The following is a 23,648-nucleotide window of genomic DNA, read 5'->3' as shown; positions in this document are numbered from 1 at the left end:
AGGTGCCTCTTGCCGCTGCTTCACTCCGCACTAAATTTATAAGTAGGCAACTTTTAAGATAACGCAATTTTTTCAAGACGTCCACACTCCAGCCAACACCTGTTTCATACCAGCACTTCAGGCGCGTCCGGATGGCTGAGGAAGCCCTGCGGGCTGGCCGAGCGGCCATAGGCGCCCGACTGGAACACGACGACCAGGTCGCCCACTTCCGCTGCCGGCAAGTCCATGCGCTCGGCCAGCAGGTCGAGCGGCGTGCACAGCGGGCCGACCACGGACACGGTCTCGGTGTCGCCCGATGCGCTCATCCGGTTGCCGAGCGCGACCGGATAATTCTTGCGGATCACCTGGCCGAAGTTGCCCGAGGCGGCAAGATGATGGTGCAGGCCGCCATCGGTCACGAGGAAGACCTGGCCGCGCGAGACCTTGCGGTCGACCACGCGCGCCACGTACACGCCGGCCTCGCCCACCAGATAGCGTCCCAGCTCGATCGAGACCTGGGCCTGGGGCAGTGCTGCGTGTACGCGCGGCAGGGCTGCGTCCAGCGCGGCGCCGATCGGGGCCAGGTCGAGTGCCGCCTCGCCCGGGAAATACGGAATGCCAAAGCCGCCGCCGATGTTCAGGATGCGTACCGGATCGCGCGCCTGCGCGGCCAGCCGTTCGGCCAACAAAAGAGTCTGGGCCTGCGCCTCAATGATGGCTTCCATTTTGAGGCTCTGCGAGCCGCTGAAGATGTGAAAGCCGAGGGTTGCCAGTCCGAGGCTCGAGGCCAGCGCCAACAGGCGCGGCGCATCCTCGGCATCGATGCCGAACTGTTTCGCTCCTCCCCCCATGCGCATGCCCGAGCCTTTCAATTCGAAATCCGGGTTGATGCGCAGGACCAGCAGGGGTTCGATACCGAGCTGCTCGCCGATCTTCGCTAGCGCGCGGATCTCGCGCTCGGACTCCGCATGCACGACGGCGCCGGCTGCCACCGCGCGGGTCAGCTCCGCCTCCGATTTACCGGGACCGGCAAAGCTGATCCGTTCGGGCGCCATGCCGGTGTCGAGCGCCACCTTCAGTTCGCCGGCGGAGGCGACATCGATGCCGTCCACCAGGGTGGACAAGTGCTGGACCAGCGCCGGCATCGGGTTGGCCTTCATCGAATAATGGAGCTCGAGCGAGTGAGGCAGGTGCATGCGTACTTGGGCCACCCGCTCCGTCAGCAGGCGCCGGTCGTAGGCATAGAAAGGGGTGCTGCCGACGCGCTGGGCCAGGCGGGTGAGCGGCACGCCGCCCACCTGCAGGCAATCGTCGACGACCGGGAACAGGGTTTGCGCCGCGTGGACCGGTTTCGCGTTCATGGCTTGCTTTCAGGGACGTCGAACATCGTGATAAAGGATTGCTGCAGCAGCTTGCGGTCGATCTTGCCGTTCGGGTTGCGCGGCAAGGACGCATCGCGCAGTGCGACATGGGCGGGCACCATCCAGGCCGGCAGGCGGCGCTGGCATTGCTTCAGGAGCGCGGCGCCCGTGACATCCGCGTCTTTCGGGAGGGCCAGCAATACGATGGCCTGGCCCAGTTGCGGATGCGGCACGCCGAAGGCGACCGCTTCGCTGACCAGTCCGGTCGCGTGCACGACTTCCTCTACTTCCAGGGGACTGACACGGTAGCCGGACACCTTGATCATGTCGTCGCTGCGGCCGATGAAGTACAGGAAGCCTTCCTCGTCCATGCGCACGGTATCGCCCGACCAGACGGCCATCTCGACCAGGGGCAGCGCCGGGTCGTGACCCGGCGCCGGACGAAAACGCTCGGCGGTCTTGGCCGGATCGTTCCAGTAGCCGAGCGACACAAGCGCGCCGCGGTGCACCAGTTCGCCGGGCTCGTTCGGCGCGCAGGGCGTGCCGTCGGGGCGCACCACCAGCACTTGCGCATTCGGGATCGCGCGGCCCATCGAATCGGGGCGGCACGCCAGTTCCGCAGGCGGCAGGTAAGTCGAGCGGAAGGCTTCGGTCAGCCCATACATCAGGAACAGCTCGGCGCCGGGTAGGGCTGCGCGCAGGCTGGCGACTGTGGTGGTCGGCAGCGCGCCGCCGGAATTGGTCAAATAGCGCAGCGAACAATCCGCCGGCCACGGCAGGGTCGACAACTGGAACCACAGCGGCGGCACCGCGGCCAGGCCGGTGATGCGCTCGGCCACCACGGCATTCAGGATGTCCTTGGCGAACAGGTGGTTGATCAGGACGGCGGTTGCGCCGGTGAGGAAGGCGCAGGTCAGCTGGCTCAGGCCATAGTCGAAGCTGAGCGGCAGCACGGACAGGATGCGGTCCTGCGGCGTCATGTGCAAATAACTGGCGACGCTGTTCGCACCGGCCACCATGTTCCGGTGCGACAGCACCACGCCTTTCGGTTTGCCGGTGCTGCCCGAGGTATACAGGATGGCAGCCATGTCGGCGTCGATCGGGCGGCGCGCGGCCAGCACGCCGGCGCCAGGTGGGCGCTGCGACGCGTCCCAGCCGCGCACCTCGATGTGCACGCCAGCGGCCGCATGTTCGGACGGCGCGCCCGTGACAAACACCGTGCGCAGGTCCGGGCAGGACACGAGAACTTCGCTCAGTTGCGCCAGCCGCTCGTTCGAGGTGACCAGCACACGCACATTGCAGTCGGCCAGGATGTGGGCCACCTGCTCGGGTTTGAGTTGCGGATTGACGGGCACGAACACGGCGCCGGCGCTTGACGCGCCAAACATCGCGGCCACGTTTTCGATGCGTTTTTCGAGGAACACGGCGACGCGCTCGCGCGGCTGGACACCGGCGTCGAGCAGCGCCCCGGCTGCGCCTTCGACGCCGGCTGCCAGCGCAGCGTAGTCGAGGCGCGTGCCGCCATACACCAGCGCTTCGGCAGCGGGCGTGCGGCGGGCGGAATCGAAAACAAAATCGTGGATCAGGTCAGCCATATCAAGTCGATGCGAAGTCGATGCGAGGTCGGTGCGCGCGCGGGACGGGAAGGCCGCACAGCTCGCAATCTTAACAGCTTGCAGCTTTTTGGCCGTGTCGAACACGCCGTTTTCGTACCAGCCGGGAATGTTTCGTGGCAAATTTTTCAACACCCGGTTTATACTGCCCGCATGCTTGCCAACCCGCTTCCCGTCCGGCCCCTGATTCCGCTGGCGCCGATCCTGTCGGCGTCCTCGTTCCGGCGCGCGGGCGGTGCGCGGGCACGCACCGTGCTCGACGCCGGCAACTACCGGCTCGTGACCAGCGGGCGCGTGGCGATCGCGCTTGCGCTGCGCGAGATCGGCATCAAGCCGGGGGACGAAGTGCTGGTGCCGGCTTACCACAGCCCCTCGATGATCCCGCCGGTGCTGTGGCGCGGCGCGCGGCCCGTGTTCTACCGGGTGCGCCCGAACGCCGCGGTCGACCTCGACGACCTGGCCGCAAGGATCACCCCCGCCACCGGCGCCGTGATGGTCACCCACTACTTCGGCTTCCCGCAGGAGATGGCGCCGATCCGCGCGCTGTGCGACGCGCGCGGCGTCCAACTGATCGAGGACTGCGCCCACTGCTTCATCGGCGAGCACGGCGGCCGCCCGGTCGGCGCCTGGGGAGATTATGCGATTGCCAGCAGCATGAAGTTCCTGCCGGTCTACGAAGGCGGTGCGTTGGTGTCGGCGCGGCACTCGCTCGAGGGCGTCACCCTGCGTTCGGCCGGCGCCGGGTTCGAGGCCAAGGTGGCGCTCAATTCGCTGGAACGCGGTTTCGACTACGGCCGCCTGAAAGCCGTGCGCGCCGCCCTGTGGTTGCCGCTGCGGGCCAAGGGCGCGCTGTGGGGACTGGTCAAACGCCGCCGCACCAGCCCGGCCCCGGCGCTGGCGCCTGCCTCTTCCGACAGCAGCTTCAACTTCGACCCGCGCTGGCTGGATAAACGTTCCTCGCTCTTCGCGCGCACCATGCTGAAACTGGCCTCGCCAGGGCGCATCCAGGCGCTGCGCCGCAGCCACTATGCGCGCCTGGAGGAAGCGATCAGGGACATGCCCGGCGTACGCGCGCTGCACCCGCAGCTGCCGGACGGCGCCTGCCCCTGGGTGTTCCCCCTGGTAGCAAGCGACCCCGACGCCCTGTTCGCGCGCCTGAAAGCGCTCGGCGTGCCGCTGACGCGCTTCAGCAATCCACCCTGGCAGGGCGTCGACGCCGCTACCTGCCCGAATAGCGCGATGCTGGCGCGCCAGGTGCTGGCCCTGCCCTGCCACCAGGAACTCACCAGCAGCGAAGTGGCCTGGCTGGCGGCGCGCCTGCGCGAGGCGGCAAGCGCATGAGCTGGACCTTCGCCCCCGCGCGCGGTTTTGCGCATGATTGCGCGCAGCACCGTGACGCCTGGTCGCGCCTGCATGCCTCTCTCGGCCCCGGCAACGCGTCGGCGCTGCTGGCAGCCGATTTCGTGGCCCCACTGATCGACCACTTCGGCCGCGGGGACGAGCTGGTTGCCTGTCTGCAAGATGGTTCAAACGCGGGCGCGTCCATCCGTGCGATGGCGATCGTGCGCCCGGGCCGGCGCGGCGCCTGGACCACCTTCCAGCCGGCGCAGGCGCCGGTCGGCCTGTGGCTGCAGGCGCCAGGAGAAGACACGGCAGGGCTCGCGCGCAGCCTGATGAACGCCCTGCCCGGCGCACCGCTGATGCTCGCGCTCACGCAGATGGACCCGATGCTGATGGCGCGCCCGGCGGACGGCCCGCGCACCCGTACCCTCGACTACATCGACACCGCGCGCGTGACCCTGGCAGGCAGTTTCGAGGACTACTGGAATGCACGCGGCAAGAATTTACGGGGCAACCTGAAAAAACAGCGCGCGCGCCTCGAGCGCGACGGCGTCGCCACGCGCCTGCAGGTGGACCGCGATCCTGGCGCCATGGCGCAAGGCATCGCGGACTACGGGCGCCTCGAGACCACGGGCTGGAAGGGCGGCGAAGGCACGGCCGTGAGCGTTGACAACGCCCAGGGCCGCTATTACCGCGCAATGCTGGAAGGGATGGCGGCGCGCGGCGCGGCCAGCATCTACCGCTATTATCTCGGCGAGCAGCTGGTGGCGATGGACCTGTGCGTCGAAGACGGGACCAGCATCGTGGTGCTGAAGACGGCCTATGACGAAAGCGTGCCGTCGAACCTGTCGCCGACCCTGCTCATGCGCGAGGAAGCCTGCCGCAGCCTGTTCGACGCCGGCGGCGATGGCGGCAAATTCGATCGCCTGGAATTCTACGGGCGCGTGATGGAATGGCATACGCGCTGGACGGAAGAGGTACGCACTATGTACCATGTCAACTATTACCGCTGGCCGGGACTTGCGCGCCTGCATACGCTGCTGGAGGCGCGCGCCAAGGCGAAATCCCACCCGGCGCACACTACGACAAAGAGCCTATGAAGTACCTTGAAGAAGTCAAGCAACTCCTGATCGACGTGCTCCACCTCGGCCCGGCCGGGCAAGCGCTCACGGCGGACTCGCCGCTGCTGGGCAGCCTGCCCGAGCTCGACTCGATGGCCGTGGTGACCTTGATCGGCGCGCTGGAAGAGCATTTCGGCATCGTCGTCGACGACGACGACATCAGCGCCAGCACCTTTGCCACCCTCGGCAGCCTGGCCAGTTTTGTTGCCGAACGCGCCGAGTAACAGCGCTGCAATGACCGCCCCCCCCGCACCCGGCCACGCGAGCGCCGACGCGTTCTTCCTCGACACCCCCGGCGGCAAGCGCTTCTGCATGTTCCATGCACCCGTTGGCGCATGCCGCGGCGCGCTGGTCTACGTGCACCCGTTCGCGGAGGAGATGAACCGCGCGCGCCGCATGGCTGCGCTGGGCGCGCGCGCGCTGGCCGCGCAGGGCGTCGGCGTGCTGCTGATCGACCTGCACGGCTGCGGCGACAGCGCAGACGACTTCGGCGACGCGACCTGGGATGGCTGGCTGCGCGACATCGCCTGCGCGCGCGCCTGGATCGAGGAACGCCTGGGCCGCAGGGCCGGCCTGTGGGGCTTGCGCCTGGGCGCGCTGCTGGCGGTCGTGCACGCGCAGCGTGCGCCGGTGCCGCCGCAACGCCTGCTGCTGTGGCAGCCGGTGACCAACGGCTCGGGCTACCTGAACGGCTTCCTGCGCCTGCGCCTGGCGGGCGAACTGCTTGCCGGAGGGAGCGACAGCGGCGGCACCGAGGCCCTGCGCGAAGCGCTGGCCAACGGCGAATCGCTCGAGATCGCAGGTTATACGCTCAACCCGCAACTGGCCGGCGGCATCGACGGCGCCGACGCGCGCGCGCTCGGGCCGCGCTGCCCGATCGACTGGTTCGAAGTGACCGCCGCTGCCGGGCGCCCGCTGCCGCCGGCCGCCGTGCGCGTGGCCGATACCTGGCGCCTGCAGGGCAGCCGGGTCGACGTGCACCTCGTGCAGGGACCGCAATTCTGGACCGCGCCCGAGACGGTCGATTGCCCCGCGCTGTTGGAGGCCACACTGGCGGCCACGCCGGCCAGCCCGGAGCCCCCCGATGCCTGACGCAATGCCTGACGAGCGCGCCCTCGCCTTCCCCTGCCACGGCGCCTGGCTGTACGGGATCCTCAGCCTGCCGAAGGCTTCAAACCAAGCGTCTTCGCGCGGCGTGCTGATCGTCGTCGGCGGCCCGCAATACCGGGCCGGCAGCCACCGCCAGTTCACCCTGCTCGCACGCGACCTCGCCAGCGCCGGCATCCCGGCCATGCGCTTCGACTACCGCGGCATGGGCGACAGCGAAGGCGACCTGCAGAATTTCGACAACGTGGCCGAGGACCTGCGCGCCGCCATCGACCGCTTTTTCACCGAAGTGCCGGGCCTGCGGGAAGTGGTGCTGTGGGGCCTGTGCGACGGCGCCTCGGCCGCCGCCATGTATGCGCCGCAGGATGCGCGCGTAGCGGGGCTGGTGTTATTGAACCCCTGGGTGCGTACCGAAGAAGGACAAGCGCGCGCCACCATCAAGCACTATTACAAAGACCGCCTGTTCGACGCGCGCCTGTGGAAAAAGATCGGCAGCGGCCAGTTCGACGTGAAGGGTTCGGTGCGCTCGCTGTGCGAAAACGTGGGCAAGGCTTTCGCGTCGAAGCCTGCGCCTGACGCAGACGCAGCCGCCGACGTGACGAGCGACGCCCCGCTGCCCGAACGCATGCAGGGCGCCCTCACCCGTTTCGGTGGCCGCGTGCTGGTGGTGCTGAGCGGCGCCGACCTGACGGCCCAGGAGTTTGCCGGCTTGACCAGCCGTCCGGGCGCCTGGCAGCGCCTGCTGTCCACGCCGCGTTTCACGCGCCGGCAGCTCGACAAGGCAGATCATACGTTCTCGCGCCGGCCCTGGCAGGACCAAGTGTCGGATTGGACGCGGGACTGGCTGCGGAGCTGGTAACGAAGGCTCCTGTTGCAGCTGTTATTTTGAGCATTTCGACCTTACAGCGCTAACAAATCCCATTTTGCGAGGGACTCCCATGTGCTCATTCCGGAAGCGCCGCTAATTGGCTAAAAATGGCTAAAAAGCCGAAGGGCACTTCCGTCATCTGGTCGTACAGCCGCACTATCGATCATCTCCCGATTCAGTGGCTAATCCGGCCGCGATGAGCTAAGACTTAGTAGCGGCGAAGAAATTACAACAGTTAGCGTAAATATTCCAACTCGATTGTCAACTTCAAAGACTTTCGATAATACAATGCCAACTGTATAAAATAATTTCTTCTTGTTAAGGTCACCTCGACGCTATGACGCCGTTAAGTAATCCCTCTTCCTTACGCCAGCGTCGTGACGACATTCAAGGCATTCGCGTTATCGGCGCCTTGCTGGTATTCACATTCCATGTTTTTTTTTCGGGAGTATCAGGGGGCGTAGACGTCTTTTTCGTTATCTCTGGTTACTTCCTGGCGTCCAATGCGCTCAAACGAGGCGAAGTAGATAAACCTGCACCCATACTGCGGTTCTACCGCGATTTCCTCCTAAGGATGGCGCCGCAAGCGGTCATTGCGCTCATCGGCATCGTGCTGTTGCTGTTCTTTTTCATGTCGCCCATGGTCTGGTCAACCAACCTGCGTGACATTGGCGCAAGCGCGCTTTATTTGGAAAACTGGCGCCTCATCAGCAAAGGCCAGAACTATCTCGCCAGAAGCGAAGTTCCTACCTTGGTGCAGCATTTCTGGGCAGTGTCGCTGATCGGCCAGACTTATTTTGCATGGCCGTTCGTCCTGAGGATGGGCCAGCTTGCGACACGTGGCTTAGGTGGCAATCCGCGCAATGTGCTGACGCTGCTCCTCTGCATTCTTTCTTTTGCTTCGTTTGCTTGGTCGCTGTACAGCACCAGCACCTCCCCTTCGAGGTCTTATTTCGACTTCTTTTCGCGTTTCTGGGAATTCGGTTGCGGGGCGCTGCTGGGTCTGCATGGATCAGCGTCGGGAACCGCTACGCCAAGCCGTGCGGCAGCACTGTCCTGGCTGGGGTTGGCACTCTTGCTCGGCTGTGGCTTCCTGATCGGATCGACGCTGGCCTTTCCCGGCTATGCGTCATTGTGGCCCGTTACAGCGGCGCTCCTGCTGATCCGCTACGGCCGTCCCGACAATCGGCTCAACGCCAGTTGGCTGCTGTCGCGCCCATGGCTGGCTGACTTTGGCATGATTTCGTTCGGCGTCTACCTTTGGCACTGGCCGCTATATGTCGTGTACAGCACCGTCAATCATGTTGCTGAAGTTCCGCTGGTAGCAGGCCTCATGCTGTTGGCGCTGTCGATCGTCTGCGCCTTGCTGAGCAAAAAAGCGGTGGACTGGTGTTTTTCGACCAGGCGCGTCTCGTCGAGCACAACCCTTGTTCCGCTCGGCTTTCTCTCGCTCCTGTTGATGATTTCGTCATCCAGCGAGTTCGCGCGCCGGGAAGTTCTTGGTAAAGGGCGCAGCTGGGATAGCGGTAACATTGAAAGCGCCGGTTTCATTGCACCGGGGCCATTCAGCGTACGCGAAGATAATGCGTCGGTCTACAAGAGTGGGTGCCATCAGAACGCCACCTCGGCAAAATTAAAGTCATGCGGCTTCGGCAGGCCTGGAGCGAAGAAAACTATTGTGGTAGTCGGCGGATCGCATGCTGCCCAGTGGCTGCCCGCGCTCGTCCTGCATGCCGAAAAAGAGGACTGGCAGATCATTTCGATGACGAAATCCGGTTGCGTATTCGCTGATCCGGCCGATACGGCGCTGTTCGCCACACGTCACGTGTCTTGCGCCAAGTGGAACACAACCGCGATTGATGCGATTATTACTCTGAAGCCAGATTTGGTACTTTCGCTGGCGACTCGGCATCACGATGGAAAGACGGGCCGCGTCGAATATGTACCGGACGGGTATCTCTCGCGCTTTAAGCAACTCGATGCGAGCGGTATCCGCATCCTCGCATTGCGCGATAATCCCTGGATGCCTAGGGATGTGCCGGTCTGCGTATATTCTCCAATTGTCGAGGACAAGAATATTTGCGGCCAGCAGCGAAACCAGGTCCTCAATGACACCAGCTTTGCTGAATCGCGCAAAAAAATACCCTTGTATGTGCATGTCGCCGACATGAGCGCCCAGTTTTGTGACAAGTCACAGTGCTGGGCAATCAAGGATGGCGTGGTCATCTACCGGGACAGCCATCACATTACTGCCACCTATGCAGAGCATATTTCGCCGGTCTTGCGCGATGCCGTCAGGAGTTCCTGGATAGAGCGGGCTCAGCTATAACAGCCGGACGTCCGTTTGTGTCGTCGCGCTGCCAACAGATTGGAATACAGTCAGTCAACATATGTTGTTAGTACGGCGCTTGAGCGGATCGCCTATAAGCCACCCTGCACGCAGGCATGGAAGTCTTGAAACGCGCCGTAACCCGCCCCGCTGCCGCGCGTTGCACCGCATAAGTCATTTCCGCCTGTCCCTCCATCGCGCCGCGGCGCAGCATCGCGCCAGCGCAAATCCAGGCGCTTCGGCTCGGCAAACAACACACGCTGCGGATGCCGCCCGAGGTATAGCCAACCAATCGCCGTAGTCAGGTTGTCCCCAACGCGCAGCACACCGCCGTCGCGCGAATGAAGGGCCCCATCGACCAGGTTACCCTCGACCGTTGCTCCGCTTTCAGAGAAGCGCACCTGGACACCGGCCGTGTCGAGCAAAGTGTTATGCAAGACCTGCGTATTCGCCGCACTGTTCAGGTAAATCCCCACGTCCGAGCAGCCGGACACCAGGTTGGCGCGCATGACGCCGCCGTCATGCTCGGTGATGCAGCGCCCGTCGCGGCAGTATCGCTTTCCCGTGCCGCCGCCGCCGAACGACAGGCCGACACGCTGTCCCGGCTGGCCCACCAGCGCGCGCTCGCACAGCACCACGTTGCGCTCGAAGACCGTACGCTCGGCCCCGCCCTTGGCGAAGGCACCATAGCTGATGCGGTCGCCCCAGCTTTTGACGAAGTCGTGGATCAGGTTGGCGCGAATTCGCCAGTCGCTGGCGGCCACCAGGTCGATCGGCGTCACCGGATGCGTGGTGCGCCGCGGTGCCGTGTTTCCCAGGGTGTTCGATTCGATCAGGCCATGGTCGGGAAAACTGCCGCGTATCCCGTTGATCTTGAAGTGAGCGTTGAAGTCGCTGATCGTGTTGTTGCGGGCGACGAAATGGTGCGCCTTCCCGACTACGTGGAACGCATGGTCGCAGCTGCTGTCGCTGCGGCAGGCACCGCGAATCGTCAGGTTCTCGAAACGCCAATAGGGCGCCGACACGGCGAAGCCCTCACCGGCATTCAGTGCGATCGTCACCGTGCCGGGGCGCACCGCGCGCACCACGATCGGGGCGTCGGCGCTGCCGGCCTGGCGCGCGTACACGGTGCCGCGGATCGCATAGTCGCCGGGAAGGAAAGTGATGATGTCGCCTGCCGCGGCATTCGCAATCGCCTGCCGTGCTTCGTCGGCGGAGGCGACCAGGCGCTCGTTGCCGGCTGGTGCCGGTGGTCCTTCCGGCTGGGCGCCCAGCGTCAGGGGCGGCAACGCATAGGCTTGCACCGCCCCCCGGTCCAGGCGCAACAGGGTGCTGGCGGCAAGCTGCCCGGCACCGACGATAACGCCGTTGTGGCCACTGGTGCGCTTGAGGAGGTAAGGGGCCAGCGCGCGCGGCGTGACGCCCTGGGACTGCAGATAGAAGACGCCGGCGGCGGCGCCGGCCGCCGCCAGCACCAGCGGCACGGCCAGCACCGTCAGCAGCTTCATGCGGCGGTCTTGATGTTGTGGCGGCTCATCAGGTCGTACATGGTCGGACGGCTGATGCCGAGGATCTCGGACGCCTTGACGATGTTGCCGTCGACGCGCGCCAGCGCCTTGATGATGGCCTTGTACTCGGCTTCGTCGCGCACCTGGCGCAGGTTGATCGGCTCTTCTTCCAGGCCCTCGCCCGGCAGGCCGAGGTCGTCGGCGACGATGGTGTTCCCGTCGGCCATGATGACGGCGCGCTTGATGTAGTTTTCCATCTCGCGCACATTGCCCGGCCACGGATAGGCTTCGATCGCGGCAATCGCGTCCGGCGCGAAGTGCAGCGCCGGGCGCCCTTCGGCGGCGCAGAATTTGTTCTTGAAGTGGTGCGCCAGCAGGGCCGCGTCGCCCTCGCGCTCGCGCAGCGGCGGGATCGTCACCACGATTTCGGACAGGCGGTAATACAAGTCCTCGCGGAAGCGGCCGGTCGCGCACAGCTCCTTGAGTTTCTGGTGGGTCGCGCAGACGATGCGCACGTCCACCGGGATCTCTTCATGCCCGCCGAGACGCTCGATCACGCGCTCCTGCAGGAAGCGCAGCAATTTCGCCTGCAGCGGCATCGGCAGGTCCCCGACTTCATCGAGGAAGAAGGTGCCGCCATGGGCCATTTCGACCTTGCCCTTGGTCTGCTTGGCCGCGCCGGTAAATGCGCCTTTTTCGTAGCCGAACAGTTCGCTCTCGAGCAGGTTTTCCGGGATCGCCGCGCAGTTGATCGCCATGAAGCGCTCTTTCGCACGCGGCGACAAGGCGTGCACGGCACGCGCCAGCACTTCTTTACCGGTACCCGATTCGCCCAGCAGCATCACCGAGGCCGAGGTCGGCGCGACCTTCTCGACGTTGCGGCAGATTTTGAGCATGGTGGGCGCGCGCGAGATCACGCCCGACATCGGCGAGTCGGCCTGCTGCTGCTGCATGCGGCGGTTTTCCTGCTGCAGCTCGTGCAGGAAGAAGGCGCGCTGGATCACCAGGTTCAGCACCTCGGGGTCGCACGGCTTCTGGTGGAAGTCGTAGGCGCCCAGGCCGATCGCTTTCACGGCATTCGCGTGGTCCTGGTTGCCGGTCAGGACGATGACGCGCGTGTCCGGGGCGAGGGCCAGGATCTGCTGCAGCGTGGCCAGGCCTTCGGTCGAGCCGTCCGGGTCGGGCGGCAGGCCCAGGTCCATGGTCACCACCGCCGGCTCGTGGCGGCGCACTTGCGCCAGCGCCGCCTCGCGGTCGCCGGCGACCACGACCTCATAGGCGTCCAGGCTCCATTTGAGCTGCTTTTGCAGGCCCGGGTCGTCTTCGATGATCAGGAGTTTTTGTTTATTCTGTGTCACGGTAATCCTCGGTTCAGGCTGCTCGTTCGACGAGCAGCGCATCCTGTTTGTAAAGCGGCAGGATGACTTTGAAAGTGGTGCCAAGCGACGGCCGGCTGATGACTTCCAGGCGTCCGCCCAGCTCGTTAATGTATTCACGGCTCTCGAACACGCCAATGCCCATGCCGGCCGACTTGGTCGACTCGAAGGGCTTGAACAGGCGGTCGCGGATGAACTCTTCGCTCATCCCTTCGCCGGTGTCGGTGATTTCGACCTGCACCGAGTCCCCATTGCGGGACAGGGCGATGGTGACGCTGCCCTCTTTCGGCGTGGCTTCGATCGCGTTCTGGATCAGGTGGCCGACGACGCGTTCGAGCCGCTCGCGGTCGGCCAGCACGCGCAGGCCCGTGTCGCGCACGTCGAGTGTCGGGCGCGGCTCGAACGCCGCCTTCATGGCCACGGCCTGGCGCACCACCTGCTCCATCGCCAGCGGCACCGGCTTTTCCTCGACGTCGATGCGCGAGAGTTTTTGCAGCATCAGGCGCATCTTCTGCACTGACAGCGACACCGTTTCCAGCATGTCGGCCTGGAATTCGGGATTGTGCTTGTGCTTTTCGGCGTTGGCGTTCATCAGCGACAGCTGCGAGACCAGGTTTTTCAGGTCGTGCACGACGAAGGTCGACATACGGTTGAACGACTCGAACTGGCGCGCCACCATCAGGCCGTCGGCGGCGTCCTGCTGCGCCAGGTAGCTGGCGGCCTGGCTGCCGGCGATCTCCAGCAAATCCAGCACTTCCCAGTTCAGCTTGACGGGACTGCGCGCCGTCTGCAACACGACGAAACCGAACAGCTTGGTCCCCAGCATCAGCGGCACCACCAGCCAGCCGCGCGGCCAGGCGAGCAGCCATTCCGGCAGTTTCAACCCATCGTATTTTTCCGGCGATTCTGCATATTCGCCGAGGTCGATCACCCACTGGGTCGACTCGAGGAAGCGCGCCAGCGCCGAGTCCCCGGGCTCGATCGCCTCGCTCGCCGGCCCCTGCCACCTGGCCACCGGTTCGAAGGCGCCCGCTTCGCGGCCCGATTCGCCGCCCGGTTCGCGCCCGGCATCGCGGCGCTGCCAGAGCGCCCCGCCCGGACTCTCGACCAGCGCGGCGACCGCCTGCACCGTGCGCTCGCCCAGGTTCGGCCCCGCTTCCGACAGGGTGCGTGTAAAGCGCATCCACTCTTCGCGGTAGTCGTAGCCGTAGCTGTAGAAATGCTTGCTGATGAAGACCTTCAGCCAGGCGCGGAAGGTGCCCGAGAACAGGATGCCGGCCAGCAGCAGCAGCGCGCCGAACAGGAAGGTCACCTGCATCACCGTGCCCCAGCTGCCGCCGAAGTAGCGCAGGTAGTAGCCGGCCGAGCCCATCGCCAGCAGGTAGATCGCGGAACCGAACAGCGCGGCCGAATGGAACATCACGCGGCGCGACACCGCCAGCGGCGAGCGCCAGGATTTCGCGCGGCCCATCGACACCGCCAGCAGCGGCACGGTCAGTGCGTTGACGACGCCGCGCGCGATCCAGATGTCCTGGTCCACTTCGCGGAACAGCATCGCGTGGCTGTAAAGGTAAAAGTCATAGGCAAACATGCCGCCGATGCCGAGGCAGGCGAACTTGATGGCCCAGCGTTCCTGGACCGTCTTGTTGCGGTAGGCCTGCTCCACCAGCAGCATGCCGCCGACCGCCTGCACCACGCGCGCCATCACCGGCAGCACGCTGTCGAGCAGGGCCAGGTCCCAGTAGCCGAGCATTGCCGCAGTCAGGGCCAGCAGGTAGCAGACCGCCGCCACGAACAGCGTCGGGCGCAGGCCGAGGGTCAGGCGGCTGCCCCGTTTGCGCCAGTCGCCCAGCAGCACCACGAGGAACAGCGACCAGGCGGCATTCCTCGCCACCTCGAAGCCGTCGGAGAGGTCGGTCCACATCAGGAGGTCGCTGGCGGCCCAGGCCAGGGAACCGGCCCAGAAGCTCGACGCCAGGCAGGCGGCCACCAGCACCGGGCCGTAGGCGCGCCCGCGCCAACCGGTCAGGAGCGGCACGCACAGGCCGAGGAAGCCAAGGGCGGCTAAGCCATAGCTGTAGGCGGCGATACTGGTGAGGGAAACACTATCCATGGGCAGGAGGGGAGCAAATCGTTATCCAGAACAGCCCCAAAGTCTCGGAAAGTGCAAGAAACCGTAGCGAGCGGAAGGAGGTTTGGCCGAGAAGCGCAGCCGTACTCATGTACGGCGAGCATCGCAGGCCAAAGATCCGACGCGCAGTAGGTTTATCGCACTTTCCTTACCGGCCGCTGCGGAACAAAACGACCTTCAACGTGTTAATCAGGACCAGGAAGTCGAGGAACAGGCTGTTGTTCTTCACGTAATACAGGTCGTACTGCAGCTTTTGCAGCGCGTCCTCGGCCGAGGAGCCGTAGCCGTAACGCACCTGGGCCCAGCCGGTGATGCCTGGCTTGATGCTGTGGCGCACATTGTAGTACGGAACCACTTCGATCAGCTGTTCCACGAAGTAGGGACGCTCCGGGCGCGGGCCGACGAACGACATCTCGCCCTTGAACACGTTCAGGATCTGCGGCAGCTCGTCGATACGGGTCTTGCGCATGAAGTTGCCCACGCGCGTGACGCGCGGGTCGTTCTGCGCGGCCCACTGCGGCTTGCCGCCCTTTTCGGCGTCGGCGCGCATGCTGCGGAACTTGTGCACGAAGAAGCTCTTGCCATCGCGGCCCACGCGTTCCTGCGAATAAAAGACCGGGCCGCGGTCCTCCAACCGGACCGCCAGCGCGGCCAGCAGCATCAGCGGGAAGGTCACGGCCAGGATCGCGCCGCTGCAAATGAGATCGAAGGTACGCTTCATGAAGATGCGCACGAAACTCTGGTCGAAGCCGCCACCGAACACGAGCCAGCTCGGCTGGATCGAGTCGACCCGGATCTGGCAGGTTTCGCGTTCAAAGAAGGTGGCCGCGTCGGTCACTTTCAGGCCTTGCAGCTTGCAATCGAGCAGTTCCTTGATCGGGAAGCCGCCGCGCCGGTTCTGCACCGACACCACGATTTCCGACACGTTGTACTGGCGCGCCAGTTTCACCAGCGAATCGCCGTCGCGCATCTTGAGCAGGTTCGCCTGCGCCACGCACAGCTCTTCGCCCGGGGCCGGAATGAAGCCGGCGATGCTGTAGCGGTGATAGCGGTTGGCGCGCTGCGCCAGGTCGGCGCATTCCTTGGCCAGCGGGCCGCCGCCGAGGAACATGATGCGCGACTGCAGGAAGCGCGCTTCCGAGGTCTTGAAGAAGATCATGCGCGCGGTGAAGATGCCGACCGCCGACAGCCCGAACACGAGCAGCAGGACGCTACGCCCGAAGGCCAGCTCCGGCGCCGCATAGAACAGCAGCGTCAGGATCAGGAAGCCCATCGCGAACGAAGGCATCAGCTTCATCAGGAACGGGTGGCGCAGGCCTTCCTCGAAATCGAGCTGGTACATGCCCATGGCGCTCATGCTGAACACGATTGCTAGCGCGAACGCGGCGGCCGAGGTAAAGAAATGGTCGAGCGAGGGCACGCTCAAGGTGGGGCCGATGTCCATGTAGCGCAGCGCGGCGCCGGCATAGGCTGCGCCGAGCAGCACCAGCACTTCCACGATGAGCAGCATGGAAACGATCTTCGACACGTAGTGGTTAGAAATCCTGAACACGTCAGCCTCCTGATAATTCTTCTTGCTTACTCGGAAACCACAGGCGCGGGTGGTTCATATGCTCCCTTACCCAGCAGGTCGCGGACGTACCAATCCATGGCCTGTGCCAGGCCTTCGCCGATGCGGTGCGTGGGCGCATAGCCCAGCAGCGCGGTGGCCTTGCCGATGTCGGCCTGCGAATGGCGCACGTCGCCGCGGCGGAAGTCGACGTATTCGGGCTGGTGCGTGTCCACATGCGGGAAGCGCGCGCGCAGCAGGTCGCGCATCATCGCGTACAGCTGGTTCAGGCTGGTGCGCTCGTTGAGCGCCACGTTGTACACCTGGTTGGCGGCCTCGCTCGGGGCCACGGCCGCCAGCAGGTTCGCCTGCACCACGTTGGCGATGTAGCAGAAATCGCGGCTGGTCTCGCCGTCGCCGTTGATGCGCAGGGGCTGGTTGCCGATCAGCGCGGCCACCCACTGCGGAATCACGGCGGCATACGCGCCATGCGGGTCCTGGCGCGGGCCGAACACGTTGAAGTAGCGCAGGCCGATCGATTCCATGCCATAGGTACGGCCGAACACGTTCGCATACAGCTCGTTGACATACTTCGTCACGGCGTACGGCGAGAGCGGGTTGCCGATCACGTCTTCGACTTTCGGGAGCGCCGGGTGGTCGCCATAGGTCGAGCTTGAGGCGGCGTAGACGAAGCGGCGCACTTTCGCGTCACGGGCGGCGACCAGCATGTTGAGGAAGCCGGTGACGTTGGTTTCGTTGGTGAGGATCGGGTTGTCGATCGAGCGCGACACGGAGCCAAGCGCGGCCTGGTGCAGGACGAAGTCGACCCCGGCGCACGCCTGCGCGCAGTCGGCGGGATTGCGGATATCGCCTTCGATGAAATTGAATTTCGTCCAGGCTTCCTGCGTGACAGATTCTTTCACCTGCTCCAGGTTACGGCGTTTTCCCGTCGCAAAGTTGTCGAGCCCGGTCACACGCTGGCCGAGCGCCAGAAGCGTCTCGACCAGGTTCGAGCCGATGAAGCCGGCCGCGCCGGTGACCAGCCAATGATGGCTGTGCTGAACCAGCTGCTGCCTAACGTCTTGAATCTTATTCACAATTTTCCGAACACTTTATTGATAACGAAGGTAGTTCTTGTGCGTCCGGTAGCCCCAGACGCCGACGGCAAGGCCGCTAGCGAACCTTGCCGTGATACTGTCCAACCGCTTATCTTCTTACAGGCGCCAGACGCAGTAGCCTGCCTCGCGCAGAGCAACTTCATCGAACTGCGACTTGACGTCGATGAAGCAGCCGCCGTCGTTGAGCTTGGACTGGATGTCGGAGAGCGACATGCCCACCACTTCCTTGTGCGGCACGGCGGCGATCATGGCGTCGGCCTTTGGCAGGCTGTCCCAGCTTTCCAGCTTGATGCCGTACTCGTGCTCGGCTTCGCCGGCGTCGGCCAGCGGGTCGAACACGTGGACGTCCACGCCGTAGCTCTGCAGCTCATGGACGATGTCGGCGACTTTCGAGTTGCGCAGGTCCGGGCAGTTTTCCTTGAAGGTCAGGCCGATGACGTTGACTTTCGCGCCCTTGACGTTGAAGCCCGAGGAGATCATCGACTTCACGGTCTTTTCGGCAACGAACTTGGCCATACCGTCATTGATGCGGCGGCCGGCCAGGATCACCTGCGGGTGGTAGCCGACCATCTCGGCCTTGTGGGTCAGGTAGTACGGATCGACGCCGATGCAGTGACCGCCGACCAGGCCCGGGCGGAACGGCAGGAAGTTCCACTTGGTGCCGGCAGCTTTCAGCACTTCGAGGGTATCGATGCCGATCTTGTCAAAGATGATCGCCAGTTCGTTCATCAGCGCGATGTTCAGGTCGCGCTGGGTGTTTTCGATGACTTTTGCCGCTTCCGCAACCTTGATGCTCGAGGCGCGGTGGACGCCGGCGGTGATCACGGATTCATACAGCTGGGCAACGCTTTCCAGCGTCTCGGCGTCGTCACCCGACACGATCTTCAGGATCGTCGTCAGCGTGTGTTCCTTGTCGCCCGGATTGATGCGCTCCGGCGAGAAGCCGACGTGGAAGCCTTCTTTCCACTGCGTGCCCGAATGCTTTTCCAGCAGCGGGATGCAGACTTCTTCGGTAGCGCCCGGGTAGACGGTTGACTCGAAGATGACGATGGCGCCCTTCTTGAGGTTCTTGCCGACAGTGGTGCTGGCGCCGATCAAAGGCGTGAAATCCGGGTTGTGGGCGATGTCGACCGGGGTCGGCACGGCCACCACGACGTAGTCGGCCTGGGCCAGCAGCGCCGCGTCGGTGGTGACTTCCAGATGACGCGCGGCCTGCAACTGCTCGGTCGAGACTTCACCGGTCGGGTCAATAAATTTTTTGTAGTTCTCGATTTTCGACGCCGACAGGTCGAAACCGATCGTCCGTACTTTCTTGCCGAATTCTACTGCGAGCGGTAACCCAACGTAACCCAGTCCTACTACCGCGACGACCTGATCTGCTTTCATTATCAGCTTCCGTTATCGAATAAAGTTTTGCTATTTTGCCAACTAGTTAGTGTGGCAAGGAAATTGTAGCGCCCAGTCACGCTGGCACCTTGTGATTCAGGCTCAGGGCCTGTCTGATCATGCGTCTACCTATGTGCCGGCGGCAAAACGGCGCAGCCGACAGCGGATAATTGAAATATTAGCATTTTCCAAGAAACAAGTTGCGAATTGAAAATGAATCGTGCGCACCGGATTTATATATGCAATGTATCAACTACCCACCGGCGCGGCGGTCGCCACCCGCGCCGCACTCGGCTTTGGCGGCGCGTTTACCGGCGTGCCGAGCACGGTACCAAGCAATCCGGGCAGGTAACGGGCAAGCACGCGGTAGGTCACGACCAGCAAACCGACCACGACAAACGGCGCCAGCACCCAGTACACCGGGTAAGGCACCCAGGGCGAGAACGGCTTGAACACGATCCAGGTGGCCAGCAGTACCGGCGCATGGGCGACGAACACGAAAAAACTGTACTTGCTCATGCGCGCCATCCAGCGCCCGAAGGCGGTCGGCACCAGCAGCGCCGCGGCGGGCCAGATGAGGAAGGGTGCGACCAGGCGCAAGTAATTGGTATTGGCGACCTGCATCGCCACGATCCAGGCGCAGGCCAGCAGGAAGGCCCCCAGGGCGGGCCAGGCAAAGCGGTCAAAGGCGACCAGGTTCCAGCGCCGCACCGCCGCCAGGCCGCCGAGATAAAACACGGGCGCCATCACGTCGCGCAGCAGCAGGGCGCGGTCGAGATTGTTCATGAAAATACCGAACACGAGCACCAGCCCGACCCAGGGCGCGCGGCGCAGGCACCAGCCGAAGACGGGCGCGAGCAGCATCAGCACGAGCAGGTCGCGCAGGAAGTTCAGCGGATAATTGATGGGCGAGCCACGGTAGCCGAATGCGAGGTCGAGCCAGCCGCTCGGGTTTGCCGGAGGAATATTGTTCGACAGCGAGATGCCCAAGCCATGGTGCAACAAGAGCGCCACGCCCAGCAACGACAAGTTGAAAAACAGGAAAGGTACCAGGATGGTTTTACCTTTCTTTCGAGCAAGGCGCAGCGGGTCCTGGTCGATCGCGGAGCGGAACAGCAGGTAGCCGGAAATCAGGGTCAGCACCGGCACCGTGCAGCGGAACACGGCCAGCTGCAAATACGCCTTGATCAGGGAAAACGGTTCGTTGGTGAGCTCGGCGAAGGGAACGAATGGGGGAACATGCAGCAGGACCACCCCGAAAATCATCAGGAAGCGCAACATGGCGATGCGTTGCCGCACCTGGTCTTCTACTGACATTTCAACATTCCCTTGGATATCCGGCAGCGGCAACCGCGACAGTCATTAAGAGGGAAAGTATAACCGATGCACTATTCAGCTTGCATTTTCGACAGGAAAAATCCCGGAAGCTGTTGTTTTTGTTGACAATACGGTTGAGAAAGCGCGGCGGCGCCACGGGAACGATGCACGCCGGACAGGCGCGCGACGGCATGGTAACGTGATCGGATCGATAGCTGCCGCGAAGGGAAATGCGGCGCAGGGGCGGCAGCGTGCCCGCGAGGAAGCGGACAGCAGATGCGGTGTTATGGGGGAAACTTGCAGGAAATGGTGCGGCTGGCTGGGATCGAACCAGCGACCCTTGGCTTCGGAGTCACACGGTCGAGTCATCGCGCTTGTTATCCCAACTTCTCGCTTCATCTGCTGTCATAGGAGAGACGAGTCTTTTTGTTGTCTGGAAGTTATCTCAAAGTTGCCGAAAATCTCCCTGTATCGCGCAAAAATGTAACCCAGATGTGACCCAGATAAGTCCTTGTTCAGCACGCCAATGCAAGCCCGAAAACTGGACGACAAAGTACAGCTACTTATGCTCACCGCATTGACATGATTGTTCGTCATGCTAAAGTCATATGCAGATTACAACGTACACCCTGCCCCACCAACGTCGACCATGACAACCGCGCGCATCAACTTCACTGTTGCAGCCCTGAAGGCAATTCCTCCTGCTTTGCCAGGGAAGCGCGTGACCTATCACGACGTGCGCGAACCCGGATTGCAGTTGAGGGTCGGCCCGACTGGCAAGAAGCAATTCTCGGTTTTCAAGCGCACGAAGAATGGTGGACCGGAGCGCGTCACGATCGGCGCGTTCCCTGACGTCACTATTGAACAGGCTCGGGCAAAAGCGCTTCAGGTTCGCAACGCCATCGCGCAAGGGCTGAACCCGGCCGACTCGCTGCGCGAGAAGCGCAGCGAGCTGACGCTCGGCGAAGCCTTCGAGTGGTACATGGAGCATCACGCGACGCCCCAGGGTTTGAAGACTGCTGACGCGATGCGCGGCAATTTCGAGCGTTATCTGGGTGCTCTGCCGGCAGGTCCGCGCAAGCCGAAGGGGCGTGAGCGCACGAAATCCGCCGGCTCGGTCAACTGGCAGCACAAGAAGCTGTCAGCGATTCGAGCCGCAGATGTCCTCCATCTGCGTACTGCCCTCGCCAAGCAATCCGGCAAGGCAGCGGCGAACCACGCCGTAAAATTATTGCGGACGGTGTTCGCGCAGCTCGGCAAGGCGAAACTCTACACCGGCGAGAACCCGGCGGCAGGGTTGGGTACCTTGAAAATCCCGACGCGTGACCGCTTCCTGCAAAAGGACGAGCTGCCCCGTTTGTTCGAGGCCCTGCGCGCCACAACCAATGTCCAGATGCGGGACTATGTCCTGCTCTCGATCCTTACCGGCGCGCGCAAATCGAACGTCATGGCGATGCGCTGGGCCGACATTGACTTCGACCGCCGCGAGTGGCGTATCCCGGACACCAAAAACGGCGATCCGCTGATTGTCCAGCTGCCCGAAGTGGCAATGACTGTGCTAGGTGATCGCCATGATAATGGAAGCCCGTGGGTCTTCCCCGGCAATGGCAAGTCTGGCCATCTGGAATCGCCAAAAAAAGGCGTGCAATCGCTGTTGGAAAAAGCAGGCATCAGCGGACTTCGCATCCATGATTTGCGCCGCACTTTGGGTAGTTGGCAGGCCATTACTGGCGCTTCCCTCGCTATCATTGGGAAGTCGCTCGGTCATAAGTCCGTTGACGCTACCTTGATCTATGCGCGGTTAAGTGCCGATCCAGTGCGCGATTCGGTGGAACGGGCCACCAAAGCAATCATGGCGGCTGCCACTTCAGTCCACAACCAAGAGGAAGAGATGAGTAACGGATCTCTACGGTATTAGCAGCTAACTGTTGCTTTTTTTCGGGAGCAATTACTCCCGTTTCCGTAGAGAAGAAATTACTTAATCAACTCTCTTGGAGGTGTTAATGAACTACGTCCGTAAGAAGCGGCTGCTCGCGTTCGAGCAGTGGCAGAGCTATGGTAGGAAGGAGGCGGAAGCACGCCGCAAACATTGGAAGCCTACTCACTACGTCCCTGAGAAAAAGTTGCTCGCGTTCAAGCAGTGGCAGAGCTATGGTAGGAAGGGAGCGGAGGCGCGCCGGAAACAGTGGAATCCTGTTAAGAAACTGGCAGTCAAGCTCGCCCAGGAAGGGGGCTTCACCACGCGTCACGAAGCCGCTCGGAGCATCGCTAAGGCGGTGGTCGGCTTCGCTGCAAACGTGGGTGTAAAGATGTCCGACTACCATGCGCCTATCACGATCGCGCGCTGGCTGGAGATCGCCGGCGTCACCTTCCCCAACCGCTAACTGCGTTAGCACGAACCCTAGTGCAAATTTTTAGCTAGCCTCTAAATCTGGCCGAGCCAGCCAGATTTGCCATCCTTGGATAACTTCACATAGCTCAGCGCATGATGCGTTGATACGGAAAATGTGGAGTTATCTGTGGATTCTTTCAAACCCGACTACCAACTCGAGCAGAAGCAAGACGGCTCGAACTCGGTGGTTAGAAACCGGACGGCTGGTTGAACGATGATGGCATCACGCCGCTGGGAAGCGGAGTGTTCAAACAGCCGATAGCTGTCTGGCGCAATGCCAGGGCAGGAACTCGTCAACTCGGCTGACGGGATGGTCAGCCATGTGTGCCAGCGCATGGCGGAATCAGGCTTCGGGATCGCTGCCTGGTCACGGTAGCCCGACAGGGCTTCACTCAGCTCAAACGTCACACCGTAGGCAGACGCCGCATGGGCAAATTCGCTGGCTTCGCGCGACATGAGGACGTCGTTAGACAGGTTGACGAACATCGGCGGCAGGCCAGCCCGGTCCGGCGCGCCTTCGCGCCTCCATGTAAGCAATTACTGGTCGAGCGCACACCGCTACCAACGAATGATGCCGCATCACTATTGGGCAACGTGAATCCTTTCTAGAAGCCTTCACTGAAGCCTTTTGGAAAGCCTTTCTCGGGACAGTTGCTGAACCCTTGCCCGCACCTGGATTACGCCAAGGATCTCGAGTCACCGCGCATTCGTACGGCTGAAGCCGTGTTCACAACGAGTTCGCAGCACAGGTGGAAAACGTAGTGACGCAGTCGAAACGACACCCATCACACCAAAAAATCTGCTTTTGGGGAATTGTGGCGTAACGTGAACGTGTCTGCAGCCGCATGCGCACAGGTTAGCGGTACGACACCGATTTCCACGCTAACTTGGGCGCTAACCACGATTCGCTAACCAACCTACTTGCACAGCGCGAACGGTGTAACCTGTTGTGTAACCACCGCCTGTGTAACCAGGCACGTTGATTAAAGCACAAGCTGCCATCGTCGTGGGACGCGTCCGTCACTATCGTATGCCGGTTGAAAGCCGCTGGCATTACCTCCGCGAACCGATGACTGCGCAAGTACGAACCGGAAACAGAATTTTTTAGGCTAGACCTGCAGGTCTAGCCTAGTCACTCTGGTTCATCGTTCC

General features: G+C 63.1%; 18 protein-coding genes. 8 read left to right on the top strand and 10 right to left on the bottom strand.

What is annotated here, in order from left to right:
• Nucleotides 1-104: 104 nt before the first annotated feature.
• Entirely contained in the window at nt 105-1,340 is a 1,236-nt protein-coding gene (locus ACFPN5_RS10325; RefSeq protein WP_379782824.1) for a pyridoxal-dependent decarboxylase, exosortase A system-associated, read from the bottom strand.
• The gene (locus tag ACFPN5_RS10320) at nt 1,337-2,935 is read right to left on the bottom strand and encodes an acyl-CoA ligase (AMP-forming), exosortase A system-associated (RefSeq protein ID WP_379782822.1); all 1,599 of its coding nucleotides are present in this window, start codon (nt 2,933-2,935) and stop codon (nt 1,337-1,339) included. Before ACFPN5_RS10320 ends, ACFPN5_RS10325 begins: the two co-directional genes overlap by 4 nt.
• A 171-nt stretch (nt 2,936-3,106) precedes the next feature.
• Here ACFPN5_RS10320 and ACFPN5_RS10315 point away from each other — a divergent pair, with 171 nt between their 5' ends.
• The 6 genes from ACFPN5_RS10315 to ACFPN5_RS10290 all read left to right on the top strand — a co-directional run bounded on the left by ACFPN5_RS10315 (nt 3,107) and on the right by ACFPN5_RS10290 (nt 9,719).
• The gene (locus ACFPN5_RS10315) at nt 3,107-4,294 is read left to right on the top strand and encodes an aminotransferase class I/II-fold pyridoxal phosphate-dependent enzyme (protein WP_379782820.1); all 1,188 of its coding nucleotides are present in this window, start codon (nt 3,107-3,109) and stop codon (nt 4,292-4,294) included.
• Entirely contained in the window at nt 4,291-5,394 is a 1,104-nt protein-coding gene (locus ACFPN5_RS10310) for a GNAT family N-acetyltransferase (RefSeq protein ID WP_379782818.1), read from the top strand. The genes ACFPN5_RS10315 and ACFPN5_RS10310 overlap by 4 nt, the downstream gene beginning before the upstream one ends.
• On the top strand, nt 5,391-5,639 hold the full coding sequence (locus ACFPN5_RS10305) for an acyl carrier protein (RefSeq protein WP_379782816.1): 249 nt from the start codon (nt 5,391-5,393) through the stop codon (nt 5,637-5,639). The genes ACFPN5_RS10310 and ACFPN5_RS10305 overlap by 4 nt, the downstream gene beginning before the upstream one ends.
• 10 nt (nt 5,640-5,649) lie before the next feature.
• Nucleotides 5,650-6,507: a hydrolase 2, exosortase A system-associated gene (locus ACFPN5_RS10300; protein ID WP_379782814.1), complete on the top strand. Its 858-nt coding sequence runs from the start codon at nt 5,650-5,652 to the stop codon at nt 6,505-6,507.
• Nucleotides 6,500-7,381, top strand: a complete 882-nt coding sequence (locus ACFPN5_RS10295) for a hydrolase 1, exosortase A system-associated (RefSeq protein ID WP_379782812.1) — start codon at nt 6,500-6,502, stop codon at nt 7,379-7,381. Before ACFPN5_RS10300 ends, ACFPN5_RS10295 begins: the two co-directional genes overlap by 8 nt.
• Nucleotides 7,382-7,727: 346 nt before the next feature.
• Nucleotides 7,728-9,719, top strand: coding sequence for an acyltransferase family protein (locus ACFPN5_RS10290; RefSeq protein ID WP_379782810.1), 1,992 nt, complete (start codon nt 7,728-7,730; stop codon nt 9,717-9,719).
• 92 nt (nt 9,720-9,811) lie between these two features.
• Here the strand turns inward: ACFPN5_RS10290 and ACFPN5_RS10285 are convergent, their stop codons facing one another.
• From ACFPN5_RS10285 to ACFPN5_RS10255, 7 genes are all read right to left on the bottom strand, one after another.
• Nucleotides 9,812-11,227: a right-handed parallel beta-helix repeat-containing protein gene (locus ACFPN5_RS10285; protein ID WP_379782808.1), complete on the bottom strand. Its 1,416-nt coding sequence runs from the start codon at nt 11,225-11,227 to the stop codon at nt 9,812-9,814.
• Nucleotides 11,224-12,585, bottom strand: a complete 1,362-nt coding sequence (gene prsR / locus ACFPN5_RS10280) for a PEP-CTERM-box response regulator transcription factor (RefSeq protein ID WP_379782806.1) — start codon at nt 12,583-12,585, stop codon at nt 11,224-11,226. The genes ACFPN5_RS10285 and prsR overlap by 4 nt, the downstream gene beginning before the upstream one ends.
• Before the next feature lie 13 nt (nt 12,586-12,598).
• The gene (prsK, locus tag ACFPN5_RS10275) at nt 12,599-14,716 is read right to left on the bottom strand and encodes an XrtA/PEP-CTERM system histidine kinase PrsK (RefSeq protein WP_379782804.1); all 2,118 of its coding nucleotides are present in this window, start codon (nt 14,714-14,716) and stop codon (nt 12,599-12,601) included.
• Between the two features lie 166 nt (nt 14,717-14,882).
• Complete coding sequence (locus tag ACFPN5_RS10270) at nt 14,883-16,286, bottom strand: TIGR03013 family XrtA/PEP-CTERM system glycosyltransferase (protein ID WP_379782802.1); 1,404 nt, start codon at nt 16,284-16,286, stop codon at nt 14,883-14,885.
• A gap of 26 nt (nt 16,287-16,312) precedes the next feature.
• A complete protein-coding gene (locus ACFPN5_RS10265; protein WP_379783111.1) occupies nt 16,313-17,383 on the bottom strand; it encodes an SDR family oxidoreductase in 1,071 nt (356 codons plus the stop codon).
• Nucleotides 17,384-17,497: 114 nt separating this feature from the next.
• A complete protein-coding gene (locus tag ACFPN5_RS10260) occupies nt 17,498-18,787 on the bottom strand; it encodes a nucleotide sugar dehydrogenase (RefSeq protein WP_379782800.1) in 1,290 nt (429 codons plus the stop codon).
• Nucleotides 18,788-19,036: 249 nt separating this feature from the next.
• Nucleotides 19,037-20,104, bottom strand: coding sequence for an acyltransferase family protein (locus tag ACFPN5_RS10255; RefSeq protein ID WP_379782798.1), 1,068 nt, complete (start codon nt 20,102-20,104; stop codon nt 19,037-19,039).
• A gap of 649 nt (nt 20,105-20,753) precedes the next feature.
• Here ACFPN5_RS10255 and ACFPN5_RS10250 point away from each other — a divergent pair.
• Nucleotides 20,754-22,022: a tyrosine-type recombinase/integrase gene (locus ACFPN5_RS10250; RefSeq protein WP_379782796.1), complete on the top strand. Its 1,269-nt coding sequence runs from the start codon at nt 20,754-20,756 to the stop codon at nt 22,020-22,022.
• Nucleotides 22,023-22,107: 85 nt separating this feature from the next.
• Nucleotides 22,108-22,488 (top strand): hypothetical protein, encoded by a 381-nt coding sequence (locus tag ACFPN5_RS10245; protein ID WP_379782794.1) that lies wholly within the window; start codon nt 22,108-22,110, stop codon nt 22,486-22,488.
• Nucleotides 22,489-22,643: 155 nt separating this feature from the next.
• Here the strand turns inward: ACFPN5_RS10245 and ACFPN5_RS10240 are convergent, their stop codons facing one another.
• Complete coding sequence (locus ACFPN5_RS10240; protein ID WP_379782792.1) at nt 22,644-22,982, bottom strand: hypothetical protein; 339 nt, start codon at nt 22,980-22,982, stop codon at nt 22,644-22,646.
• Nucleotides 22,983-23,648: the final 666 nt, after the last annotated feature.

It is taken from the genome of Massilia niabensis, assembly GCF_042655085.1.
Classification (GTDB): Bacteria; Pseudomonadota; Gammaproteobacteria; order Burkholderiales; family Burkholderiaceae_D; genus Telluria; species Telluria niabensis.
The sequence above is the reverse complement of the archived record's forward strand: the minus strand, read 5'-3'. Positions and strand labels throughout refer to the sequence as shown.